The organism is Escherichia sp. MOD1-EC5950, from assembly GCF_002965345.1.
In the GTDB taxonomy this organism is placed as follows: domain Bacteria; phylum Pseudomonadota; class Gammaproteobacteria; order Enterobacterales; family Enterobacteriaceae; genus Escherichia; species Escherichia marmotae.
In genome coordinates, this window is sequence record NZ_PTSR01000003.1 from 101,876 (window position 1) to 114,710 (window position 12,835).

At 52.4% G+C, this 12,835-nt stretch carries 8 protein-coding genes; 6 read left to right on the forward strand and 2 right to left on the reverse strand.

What is annotated here, in order from left to right:
- Nucleotides 1–6 precede the first annotated feature (6 nt).
- Nucleotides 7–1,401: a YchO/YchP family invasin gene (locus tag BEA93_RS05085; RefSeq protein WP_105224436.1), complete on the forward strand. Its 1,395-nt coding sequence runs from the start codon at nucleotides 7–9 to the stop codon at nucleotides 1,399–1,401.
- Here the strand turns inward: BEA93_RS05085 and narL are convergent, their stop codons facing one another.
- Nucleotides 1,402–2,052 carry a two-component system response regulator NarL gene (gene narL, locus BEA93_RS05090; RefSeq protein WP_000070491.1) on the reverse strand — a complete coding sequence of 217 codons (651 nt, stop codon included), beginning with the start codon at nucleotides 2,050–2,052 and terminating at the stop codon, nucleotides 1,402–1,404. It abuts the gene before it with no gap.
- A complete protein-coding gene (gene narX / locus BEA93_RS05095; protein WP_016262059.1) occupies nucleotides 2,045–3,841 on the reverse strand; it encodes a nitrate/nitrite two-component system sensor histidine kinase NarX in 1,797 nt (598 codons plus the stop codon). Before narX ends, narL begins: the two co-directional genes overlap by 8 nt.
- Before the next feature lie 338 nt (nucleotides 3,842–4,179).
- On the opposite strand from narX, the gene narK reads away from it, so the two are divergent.
- From narK to narI, 5 genes are all read left to right on the forward strand, one after another.
- Nucleotides 4,180–5,571 carry a nitrate transporter NarK gene (narK, locus tag BEA93_RS05105; protein WP_105224437.1) on the forward strand — a complete coding sequence of 464 codons (1,392 nt, stop codon included), beginning with the start codon at nucleotides 4,180–4,182 and terminating at the stop codon, nucleotides 5,569–5,571.
- Nucleotides 5,572–5,962: 391 nt separating this feature from the next.
- Entirely contained in the window at nucleotides 5,963–9,706 is a 3,744-nt protein-coding gene (locus tag BEA93_RS05110; RefSeq protein WP_105224438.1) for a nitrate reductase subunit alpha, read from the forward strand.
- Complete coding sequence (gene narH, locus BEA93_RS05115; protein WP_000702663.1) at nucleotides 9,703–11,241, forward strand: nitrate reductase subunit beta; 1,539 nt, start codon at nucleotides 9,703–9,705, stop codon at nucleotides 11,239–11,241. The genes BEA93_RS05110 and narH overlap by 4 nt, the downstream gene beginning before the upstream one ends.
- Nucleotides 11,238–11,948 (forward strand): nitrate reductase molybdenum cofactor assembly chaperone, encoded by a 711-nt coding sequence (gene narJ / locus BEA93_RS05120; RefSeq protein ID WP_000571675.1) that lies wholly within the window; start codon nucleotides 11,238–11,240, stop codon nucleotides 11,946–11,948. Before narH ends, narJ begins: the two co-directional genes overlap by 4 nt.
- Nucleotides 11,948–12,625, forward strand: a complete 678-nt coding sequence (gene narI / locus BEA93_RS05125) for a respiratory nitrate reductase subunit gamma (RefSeq protein WP_001160120.1) — start codon at nucleotides 11,948–11,950, stop codon at nucleotides 12,623–12,625. Before narJ ends, narI begins: the two co-directional genes overlap by 1 nt.
- Nucleotides 12,626–12,835: the final 210 nt, after the last annotated feature.

Consider the following 12,835-nt stretch of genomic DNA (forward strand, 5'->3'; position numbering starts at 1 on the left):
GACGTTTTGAGCCGTATCGTCTTTCGTATTATCCCGCTTTTTTTACTCTTGCTGCTGGCAGGCGGTATGGCTGATGCACAGCCATCCTTTGAGCAGCAATCGGCAAATCCTTTTGATAACGATAATGATGGTCTGCCGGATTTAGGAATGGCACCGGAAAATCATGACGGTGAAAAACACTTCGCTGAAATTGTGAAAGATTTTGGTGAAACCAGTATGACTGATAACGGTCAGGATACAGGCGAACAAGCGAAAGCCTTTGCGCTGGGAAAAGTCCGTGATGCGCTTAGCCAGCAGGTTAATCAGCATGTAGAATCTTGGCTTTCGCCGTGGGGGAACGCCAGTGTTGGCGTCAAAGTGGATAACGAAGGACATTTCACCGGAAGTCGGGGAAGCTGGTTTGTACCGTTGCTGGATAACGAGCGCTATCTCACATGGAGCCAGGTTGGACTGACCCAGCAGGACGATGGTCTGGTAAGTAATCTTGGCGTGGGTCAACGCTGGAAGCATGGCTCGTGGTTGATGGGATACAACACGTTTTATGACAACTTGTTGGATGAAAATCTTCAGCGGGCAGGCTTTGGTGCTGAAGCCTGGGGAGAATATCTGCGCCTGTCGGCAAATTATTATCAGCCTTTTGCCTCATGGCGTGAACAGACAGCTTCGCTTGAGCAACGTATGGCGCGCGGTTACGATCTGACCGCCCGAATGCGAATGCCGTTTTACCAACATATCAACACCAGCGTCAGCGTCGAACAATATTTTGGCCAGAGTGTTGATCTGTTTAACTCTGGCACGGGGTATCACAATCCAGTTGCCTTGAGTCTGGGGCTAAATTACACACCTGTGCCACTCGTCACAGTGACCGCCCAGCATAAACAAGGCGAAAGTGGAGAACGCCAAAATAACCTCGGACTGAATATTAACTACCGTTTTGGCGTGCCGCTCAATAAACAACTGTCTGCTGGTGAAGTTGCGGAAAGTCAGTCGCTGCGCGGTAGTCGCTATGACAATCCGCAGCGAAATAATTTGCCGGTTATTGAGTATCATCAGCGTAAAACTTTAACGGTGTTTCTGGCGACGCCGCCCTGGGATCTTAAACCCGGCGAATCTGTACCGCTGAAATTACAAATCCACAGTCGTTACGGTATTCGCCAATTGATCTGGCAGGGAGATACGCAGATGTTAAGTCTGACGTCGGGAGCAACTGCCAACAGTACGGATGGCTGGACGCTGATCATGCCGGACTGGCAGAGCGGGGAAGGGGCGAGCAATCACTGGCGATTGTCGGTGGTGGTGGAAGATAACCAGGGACAGCGTGTCTCCTCCAATGAGATCACGCTAACGCTTGCCGAACCTTTCGATGCGATGGCAAAGGACGAACTGCGCTGGGAACCATAATCAGAAAATACGTTCCTGATGCACCCATACCGCGGCTTCCACACGAGATTTGAGCTTCATTTTTTTCAGCATGTGCTTCACATGTACTTTTACCGTGCTTTCTGTGATGTCCAGGCGGCGGGCAATCATCTTATTCGGTAAGCCCTGAGCAATCAGCTTCAGAATATCGCGCTCGCGCGGCGTTAACTGGTTGACGTCGCGTTCAGTAGTCGCGCGGTTAGCACGCAGGCTGGCGGCCAGAACGGGGGTTAACGCCTCGCTTAATACCATTTCGCCAGCAGCAGCCTGATGTAACGCTTTCAACAGATCTTCCGGCTCCATATCTTTTAACAGATAGCCATCTGCGCCGCGTTTCAGGGCGGTGACCACGTCCTCTTCATGGTTAGAGACGCTGAATACCACAATGCGACCGGATAAAGATTTTTCACGCAGTTTATCCAGCGTTTCCAGACCGTTCATGCCGGGCATATTCAGATCAAGCAGAATCAGATCCGGATCGAGAGATTCCGCCAGTTCAATACCCTGCTCGCCATTACTTGCTTCGCCAACCACGGTGATATCGGGGGCCATGCTGATAAGCTGTTTTACGCCAGTTCGCAGCATCGGGTGATCGTCGATCAGCAGGATAGTAGCCGGTTCCTGATTACTCATGGGTATCTCCTTGGACGTCTGTGAAAGTTTTTTCGGGAATAAAAGTGACCACCACTTCGGTGCCACCTGATTCACGACGGCGGACGCGGCAGTCGCCACGCAGACTTTGCGCACGGTCACGCATAATTATCATGCCGTAGTGATTGCTGCGGATGGCATTTTCAGGCACTCCGCAGCCGTTATCCTGGACGGTCAATTTGACCTGATTATCGTTTTGCGCCACTGTTACCACGACCTCGCTCGCTTGCGAATGTTTGAGGGCGTTACTTAATGCCTCACGGGCAATTTGCAACAGATGGATTGCCTGATGCGAAGGCACCAGGCGCGGTGGCAATTGGTAATCCAGCTTCACCGGAAAGCCAAATTTGGCGCTGTATTCTTCACAACTTGCTTCCAGTGCCGGGCGTAACCCCGGTTCGGTGAGCTGTAAACGGAATGTGGTGAGCAGCTCACGCAACTGCGCCCAGGAAGCATTCAGTTCGTTACGGATCTGGCTTAACAGGTCGCGGCTGCTTTCTGGCAGCGCGTCGCCTTGCATCTGTAAACAACTCACCTGCATCTTCATGCAAGAGAGAGATTGGGCAATAGAATCATGCAGTTCGCGCGCAATGGTGGCACGCTCTTCCATCACGATCAACTGCTGCTGGCGTTCCTGATGGCGATCCAGTGCCAGAGTGGCGGTTAATTGCTCAACCAGCGTATCCACCAGTTGCTGTTGATCATGGCTTAGATGGCGGCCCTGCGGCAGAGTCGCCAGCAAAATTCCGTACTGCATATGAGAATCGGTCAGTCGCCATTTCAGGGTCGTGCCGCGATCGCCAACAGGTAATACGCCGCGCGGGCAGAGTTGGCAGCCTTTGTCGTCGCAGGTCATATCCGACTGGCAGGTGAACTCCTGATGGTTCTCTTCATCTTCAGTGTCATACACCCGCAGTTCGATATCACGCAGTAGGGTTAAATTTTGTAAGCCGTTGAGTACGGGAGACAGGCGTTCACACAGCGGGGCGCGAGAATGCAAACGACGGTTAGCCTGCCACAAAAAAGAGAGTATCTGATTTTTATGTTCCAGACCGGCGGTTTTTTCCCGTACTCGCTGCTCAAGTACGGCATAACTCTCCGCCAGTTCCGCAGACATATTGTTCAGCGCTGTTCCTAACATCGCCATTTCATTGCGGCCGCTGATATGTGCCCGCTGGCTAAAATCACGGTGACTTACCGCACTCGCCATCGCCAGCAATTGCCGCCACGGTTGCAGCAGTCGCGCTCGCAGCCAGATAATGGTGAAGACCAAGAGCAATGTCATAAACACCGCCATTACCCGGTGGACCATCACTACCGTCTCAATGCGCATTTCAGTGGTGTGATCAAAACCTGAGACTAACTGATCCAGCCCGGCAACAAACTGACTGACGTCTGCCGATACGGTTTCTCTGGTTTGCGCACGTAATAGTCCTGGAACGAGTTCATTGCGCCAGTACTCCTGCAAACTTTTTAGTTGTTCCTGTTGCCCGTCGCGTTCTGCGGCACGGCTTAATTCTGGGCTAAAGGCGGTTTGCTCCATCTCTTTTAGCAACGGCGTGTCTTTCTCGCTTAATGGCACCGCTGCCAGCAGGCGGTAACTTTGCATACGCAGCGATCCTGCTTTGTTGATGGCATGAGCGCTGCCCTGAACGCCTTGCACCAGCCAGCCAGAAACCGCCATCCCCGCCAGTCCAATAGCGGTAGAAAGCAAAACAATAAGCGCAACCTGATTGACCAGGGTGAGCGGAGAGAGACAACGTTTAAGCATGTAAACCTCTTCCTTCAGGCTTTGAATGAGCAATAACCTTAATGAATGTGATGATACATTCTGAAATGGCATTATTCTCAGCTATTGGCTGAAGTATACCCATACCCGGAAAGAGTTACTCCTTATTTGCCGTGTGGTTAGGCGTTTTACATCAGTAAGGGTAGGGATTTTACAGCGCCGTGAAAAATCTCATAATTTTTATGAAATCTCTGTACTCACTATGGGTAATGATAAATATCAATGATAGATAAAGTTATATTGTCGTTTGATTTATATCAAATTACCTTTAGCTACAGCCACTAAGGTGGCAGACATCGAAACGAGTATCAGAGGTGTCTATGAGTCACTCATCCGCCCCCGAAAGGGCTACTGGAGCTGTCATTACAGATTGGCGACCGGAAGATCCTGCGTTCTGGCAACAACGCGGTCAACGTATTGCCAGCCGCAACCTGTGGATTTCCGTTCCCTGTCTGCTGCTGGCGTTTTGCGTATGGATGTTATTCAGTGCTGTCGCGGTGAACTTACCGAAAGTCGGCTTTAATTTTACGACCGATCAGCTATTTCTTTTAACCGCACTACCTTCGGTTTCTGGCGCATTATTGCGGGTGCCATACTCCTTTATGGTTCCAATCTTCGGTGGGCGTCGCTGGACGGCGTTTAGTACTGGTATTCTGATTATTCCTTGTGTCTGGCTGGGTTTTGCCGTGCAGGATACCACTACGCCATACAGCGTATTTATCATCATTTCTCTGCTGTGCGGCTTTGCTGGCGCGAACTTCGCTTCCAGTATGGCAAACATCAGCTTCTTCTTTCCGAAGCAGAAACAGGGTGGCGCGCTGGGCCTGAATGGTGGTCTGGGTAACATGGGCGTCAGCGTTATGCAGTTGGTTGCTCCGCTGGTGGTATCACTGTCGATTTTTGCTGCATTTGGTAGCCAGGGCGTAACACAACCGGATGGCAGCGAATTGTATCTGGCTAACGCCTCCTGGATATGGGTGCCGTTCCTCGCCATCTTCACCATTGCGGCGTGGTTTGGCATGAACGACCTTGCTACCTCGAAAGCCTCCATCAAGGAGCAGTTGCCGGTACTCAAACGGGGTCATCTGTGGATTATGAGCCTGCTGTATCTGGCGACTTTCGGCTCCTTCATCGGCTTCTCTGCGGGTTTTGCCATGCTGTCAAAAACGCAGTTCCCGGATGTGCAGATTCTGCACTACGCCTTCTTCGGACCGTTTATTGGCGCACTGGCACGTTCTGCGGGGGGGGCTCTGTCTGACCGTCTCGGCGGCACCTGTGTAACGCTGGTGAACTTTGTCCTGATGGCGATTTTCAGCGGCCTGCTGTTCCTCACCTTACCGACTGACGGGCAGGGCGGAAGTTTCATGGCGTTCTTCGCGGTCTTCCTCGCGCTGTTCCTGACGGCGGGGTTGGGGAGTGGTTCCACCTTCCAGATGATTTCCGTGATTTTCCGTAAACTGACGATGGATCGCGTGAAAGCAGAAGGTGGTTCTGACGAACGCGCTATGCGTGAGGCAGCAACCGACACTGCAGCGGCGCTGGGCTTTATCTCTGCCATTGGTGCTATCGGTGGCTTCTTTATCCCGAAAGCGTTCGGTAGCTCACTGGCATTAACGGGTTCGCCAGTCGGTGCAATGAAAGTATTTTTGATTTTCTATATCGCCTGCGTGGTAATTACCTGGGTGGTATATGGTCGGCATTCTAAAAAATAAATCGTAATATTTGATTATCCTTTGCGCGGCGTAATGTCGCGCTTTTTTTATTTGTCATTTAGTTACAACATACTTTCAGAGGGATAATTATTTCAACGGCGTCATTAAGCATCATTAATATGTCATCCATGGGGGATACTCCTTAATACCCACCTGTATAAAAATCCGAAGCGTTTAAATGTGCTTAGATGTAAAAGTTATTAACTTACAATATGTTAGGTGAAACATTTTAATTACCCCAAAGGGGTATATTAGGAAATTACTTTATTTTTCATCCCCTCCACACTTGATCGTTATCAATTCCCACGACGTTTCAGAGCGTTACCTTCATTTTAAACATTAGCAATGTCGATTTATCAGAGAGCCGACAGGCTCCCACAGGAGAAAACCGATGAGTAAATTCCTGGACCGGTTTCGCTACTTCAAACAGAAGGGTGAAACCTTTGCCGATGGGCATGGCCAGCTTCTCAATACCAACCGTGACTGGGAGGATGGATATCGCCAGCGTTGGCAGCATGACAAAATCGTCCGCTCTACCCACGGGGTAAACTGCACCGGCTCCTGTAGCTGGAAAATCTACGTTAAAAACGGTCTGGTGACCTGGGAAACCCAGCAGACTGACTATCCGCGTACCCGTCCGGATCTGCCAAACCATGAACCTCGCGGCTGCCCGCGCGGTGCCAGCTATTCCTGGTATCTCTATAGCGCCAACCGCCTGAAATACCCGATGATGCGCAAACGCCTGATGAAAATGTGGCGTGAAGCGAAAGCGCTGCATAGCGATCCGGTTGAGGCATGGGCTTCTATTATTGAAGACGCCGATAAGGCGAAAAGCTTTAAGCAAGCGCGTGGACGCGGTGGTTTTGTTCGTTCTTCCTGGCAGGAAGTGAACGAACTGATCGCCGCGTCTAACGTTTACACCATCAAAAACTACGGTCCGGACCGTGTTGCTGGTTTCTCGCCAATCCCGGCAATGTCGATGGTTTCTTACGCATCGGGTGCCCGCTATCTCTCCCTGATTGGCGGTACTTGCTTAAGCTTCTATGACTGGTACTGCGACCTGCCTCCAGCTTCTCCGCAAACCTGGGGTGAGCAGACTGACGTGCCGGAATCTGCTGACTGGTACAACTCCAGCTACATCATTGCCTGGGGTTCTAACGTTCCGCAGACCCGTACTCCAGATGCTCACTTCTTTACCGAAGTGCGTTACAAAGGCACCAAAACCGTTGCCATAACACCTGACTATGCTGAGATCGCTAAACTGTGCGACCTGTGGCTGGCACCGAAACAAGGCACCGATGCGGCGATGGCGCTGGCGATGGGCCACGTAATGCTGCGTGAGTTCCATCTTGATAACCCAAGTCAGTATTTCACCGACTATGTGCGTCGCTACACCGACATGCCGATGCTGGTGATGCTGGAAGAACGCGATGGTTATTACGCTGCGGGTCGTATGCTGCGTGCCGCCGATCTGGTTGACGCGCTGGGCCAGGAAAACAATCCTGAATGGAAAACCGTGGCCTTTAATACGCAAGGCGAAATGGTCGCGCCGAATGGTTCTATTGGCTTCCGCTGGGGCGAGAAGGGCAAATGGAATCTGGAGCAACGTGACGGCAAAACCGGCGAAGAAACCGAACTGCAACTTAGCCTGCTGGGTAGCCAGGATGAGATTGCTGAAGTGGGCTTCCCGTACTTTGGCGGCGACGGCACTGAACACTTTAACAAAGTGGAACTGGAAAACGTTCTGCTGCACAAACTGCCGGTGAAACGCCTGCAACTGGCTGATGGCAGCACCGCGCTGGTGACTACGGTTTATGACTTGACGCTGGCAAACTATGGCCTGGAACGTGGTCTGAACGACGTCAACTGCGCAACCAGCTATGACGATGTGAAAGCCTACACTCCGGCCTGGGCTGAGAAGATCACCGGTGTCTCACGTTCGCAAATTATCCGTATAGCCCGTGAATTTGCTGACAACGCTGATAAAACGCACGGTCGTTCGATGATTATCGTTGGTGCCGGTCTGAACCACTGGTATCACCTCGATATGAACTATCGTGGTCTGATCAACATGCTGATTTTCTGCGGTTGTGTCGGTCAGAGCGGCGGCGGCTGGGCACACTACGTAGGTCAGGAAAAACTGCGTCCGCAAACCGGCTGGCAGCCGTTGGCGTTTGCCCTTGACTGGCAGCGTCCGGCACGTCATATGAACAGTACCTCTTATTTCTATAACCACTCCAGCCAGTGGCGTTATGAAACCGTCACGGCGGAAGAGCTGCTGTCACCGCTGGCGGATAAATCCCGTTATACCGGCCACATGATCGACTTTAACGTGCGTGCTGAACGTATGGGCTGGCTGCCATCTGCTCCGCAGTTAGGCACTAACCCGCTGACCATCGCACGTGAAGCAGAAAAAGCCGGGATGAATCCGGTTGACTATACGGTGAAATCCCTGAAAGACGGTTCCATTCGTTTTGCTGCGGAGCAGCCGGAAAACGGCAAAAACCATCCGCGTAACCTGTTCATCTGGCGTTCTAACCTGCTGGGTTCTTCCGGTAAAGGTCACGAGTTTATGCTCAAGTACCTGCTGGGGACGGAACATGGTATCCAGGGCAAAGATCTGGGGCAGCAGGGCGGAGTGAAGCCGGAAGAAGTGGACTGGCAGGACAACGGTCTGGAAGGCAAGTTGGATCTGGTGGTGACGCTGGACTTCCGTCTGTCTAGCACCTGTCTCTACTCCGACATCATTTTGCCGACTGCAACCTGGTACGAAAAAGACGACATGAATACTTCGGATATGCATCCGTTTATTCACCCGCTGTCTGCGGCGGTCGATCCGGCCTGGGAAGCGAAAAGTGACTGGGAAATCTACAAAGCCATCGCGAAGAAATTCTCCGAAGTGTGCGTTGGTCATCTGGGTAAAGAAACCGACATCGTCACGCTGCCGATCCAGCACGATTCTGCCGCTGAACTGGCGCAGCCGCTGGATGTAAAAGACTGGAAAAAAGGCGAATGCGACCTGATCCCAGGTAAAACCGCACCGCACATTATGGTCGTAGAGCGCGATTATCCGGCAACTTACGAACGCTTTACCTCTATCGGTCCGCTGATGGAGAAAATCGGCAACGGTGGTAAAGGTATCGCCTGGAACACCCAGAGCGAGATGGATCTGCTGCGTAAGCTCAACTACACCAAAGCGGAAGGTCCGGCGAAAGGCCAGCCGATGCTCAACACGGCGATTGATGCGGCAGAAATGATCCTGACGCTGGCACCAGAAACCAACGGTCAGGTGGCCGTGAAAGCCTGGGCGGCACTGAGTGAGTTTACTGGTCGTGACCATACGCATCTGGCGCTGAATAAAGAAGACGAGAAGATCCGCTTCCGCGATATTCAGGCACAGCCGCGTAAAATTATCTCCAGCCCGACCTGGTCTGGTCTGGAAGATGAACACGTTTCTTACAACGCCGGTTACACCAACGTTCACGAGTTGATTCCGTGGCGCACGCTCTCTGGTCGTCAGCAGTTGTATCAGGATCATCAGTGGATGCGTGATTTCGGTGAAAGCCTGCTGGTTTATCGTCCGCCGATCGACACCCGTTCGGTGAAAGAAGTGATGGGACAGAAATCCAACGGTAATCCGGAAAAAGCCCTCAACTTCCTGACGCCGCACCAGAAGTGGGGGATCCACTCCACTTACAGCGACAACCTGCTGATGCTGACCTTAGGTCGCGGTGGCCCGGTGGTCTGGCTGAGCGAAGCTGATGCGAAAGAGCTGGGTATTGCCGATAACGACTGGATTGAAGTCTTCAACAGCAACGGTGCGCTAACTGCCCGTGCGGTTGTCAGCCAGCGTGTTCCGGCAGGGATGACCATGATGTACCACGCGCAGGAACGTATCGTTAACTTGCCTGGTTCAGAAATCACCCAACAGCGTGGGGGCATCCATAACTCGGTCACCCGTATTACGCCGAAACCGACGCATATGATCGGTGGCTATGCCCATCTGGCATACGGCTTTAACTACTACGGCACCGTAGGTTCTAACCGCGATGAGTTTGTTGTAGTGCGTAAGATGAAGAACATTGACTGGTTAGATGGCGAAGGCAATGACCAGGTACAGGAGAGCGTAAAATGAAAATTCGTTCACAAGTCGGCATGGTGCTGAATCTCGATAAGTGCATCGGCTGCCACACCTGTTCAGTTACCTGTAAAAACGTCTGGACCAGCCGCGAAGGCGTGGAGTACGCGTGGTTCAACAACGTTGAAACCAAGCCGGGTCAGGGTTTCCCGACCGACTGGGAAAACCAGGAAAAATATAAAGGCGGCTGGATCCGTAAAATCAACGGCAAACTGCAACCGCGCATGGGTAACCGCGCCATGTTGTTGGGTAAAATCTTCGCTAACCCGCATCTGCCGGGGATCGACGATTATTACGAGCCGTTCGATTTTGACTATCAGAACCTGCATACCGCGCCGGAAGGCAGCAAATCGCAGCCGATTGCTCGTCCGCGTTCGCTGATTACTGGCGAACGGATGGCGAAAATCGAAAAAGGGCCGAACTGGGAAGATGACCTGGGCGGCGAATTTGACAAACTGGCGAAAGACAAGAACTTCGACAACATCCAGAAGGCGATGTATAGCCAGTTCGAAAACACCTTCATGATGTATCTGCCGCGCCTGTGCGAACACTGTCTGAACCCGGCATGTGTGGCGACCTGCCCGAGCGGTGCGATCTACAAGCGTGAAGAAGATGGCATCGTCCTGATCGATCAGGATAAATGCCGTGGCTGGCGTATGTGCATCACCGGATGCCCGTACAAAAAAATCTACTTCAACTGGAAGAGCGGTAAGTCTGAGAAATGCATTTTCTGCTATCCGCGTATTGAAGCGGGTCAGCCGACCGTGTGTTCAGAAACCTGCGTGGGTCGTATCCGTTATCTCGGCGTGCTGCTGTACGATGCGGACGCTATTGAACGTGCAGCCAGCACCGAGAACGAGAAAGATCTCTACCAGCGCCAACTGGAAGTGTTCCTCGATCCGAACGATCCGAAAGTCATTGAGCAGGCAATTAAGGACGGTATTCCGCTGAGTGTTATTGAAGCGGCACAGCAGTCGCCGGTTTATAAAATGGCGATGGAGTGGAAGCTGGCGCTGCCGCTGCATCCGGAATATCGCACGCTGCCGATGGTCTGGTACGTTCCGCCTCTGTCACCGATTCAGTCTGCGGCAGATGCGGGCGAACTGGGTAGCAACGGCATTCTGCCAGACGTTGAAAGTCTGCGTATCCCGGTTCAGTATCTGGCGAATCTGCTGACCGCCGGTGATACCCAACCGGTGCTGCTCGCGCTGAAACGTATGCTGGCAATGCGTCATTACAAACGAGCTGAAACCGTTGACGGTAAAGTCGATACCCGTGCGCTGGAAGAGGTCGGTCTGACCGAAGCTCAGGCGCAGGAGATGTACCGTTATCTGGCAATTGCTAACTATGAAGATCGCTTTGTGGTGCCGAGCAGCCATCGTGAACTGGCGCGGGAAGCTTTCCCGGAGAAAAATGGCTGCGGCTTTACCTTTGGTGACGGCTGCCACGGCTCAGATACGAAATTTAATCTGTTCAACAGCCGCCGTATCGATGCCATCGACGTGACCAGCAAAACGGAGCCGCATCCATGATCGAACTCGTGATTGTTTCGCGCCTCCTTGAATATCCGGATGCTGCCTTGTGGCAGCATCAACAAGAGATGTTTGAGGCTATTGCCGCGTCGGAAAACTTACAGAAAGAAGATGCCCATGCGCTGGGCATTTTCCTGCGTGATTTAACCGCGCTTGATCCGCTGGATGCGCAGGCGCAGTACAGCGAACTGTTTGACCGTGGTCGCGCCACATCGCTACTGCTGTTCGAACATGTTCATGGCGAATCCCGCGATCGTGGCCAGGCAATGGTTGACCTGTTGGCGCAGTACGAGCAGCACGGCTTGCAGCTAAATAGCCGTGAATTGCCGGATCATCTGCCGCTGTATCTGGAGTATCTGGCGCAGTTGCCGAAAAGCGAAGCGGTAGGAGGCTTGCAGGACATTGCGCCGATTCTGGCGTTGCTGAGTGCTCGTCTGCAACAGCGTGAGAGCCGCTACGCGGTGTTGTTTGATTTGCTGCTCAAACTGGCGAATACCGCTATCGACAGCGACAAAGTGGCGGAAAAAATTGCCGATGAAGCACGCGATGATACGCCGCAGGCGCTGGATGCCGTCTGGGAAGAAGAGCAGGTTAAGTTCTTTGCTGACAAAGGCTGCGGTGATTCGGCAATCACTGCCCATCAACGTCGCTTTGCGGGTGCCGTCGCGCCGCAATATCTGAATATCACCACCGGAGGACAGCACTAATGCAATTCCTGAATATGTTCTTCTTTGATATCTACCCGTACATTGCAGGGGCGGTCTTCCTGATTGGTAGCTGGCTGCGCTATGACTACGGGCAGTACACCTGGCGCGCGGCGTCCAGCCAGATGCTGGATCGCAAAGGGATGAACCTGGCGTCGAACCTGTTCCATATCGGGATTCTGGGGATTTTTGTCGGTCACTTCCTCGGTATGCTGACGCCGCACTGGGTTTACGAAGCGTGGCTGCCGATTGAAGTGAAACAGAAAATGGCGATGTTTGCTGGTGGTGCCAGCGGCGTGCTGTGCCTGATTGGTGGTGTGCTGTTACTGAAACGCCGTCTGTTCAGCCCGCGCGTGCGTGCAACCACTACCGGAGCAGACATCCTGATCCTGTCACTGTTAGTCATCCAGTGTGCACTGGGTTTGCTGACCATTCCATTCTCCGCTCAGCATATGGACGGTAGTGAGATGATGAAACTGGTTGGTTGGGCGCAGTCAGTAGTGACCTTCCACGGTGGTGCTTCTCAACACCTCGACGGAGTGGCGTTTATTTTCCGTCTGCACCTGGTGCTGGGGATGACTTTATTCCTGCTGTTCCCGTTCTCGCGTCTGGTACACATCTGGAGCGTACCGGTAGAGTATTTGACGCGTAAGTATCAGTTGGTGCGTGCTCGCCACTAAGCCAGAAAAATAAGTCGTCTGGCGCAAAATGGCAAAGTGCCTGATGCGCTGCGCTTATCAGGCCTACGAGAATTCTGCAATATATGGAATTAGCTCATTTTTGTAGGCCTCACGCCGCATCCGGCATAACGCAGAGTACGTTGTCAGCCTGCTGAAATTGCCAGTTACACACTGTCAATTTTTTCGGATTGTAGGGAAACGTATCCCACC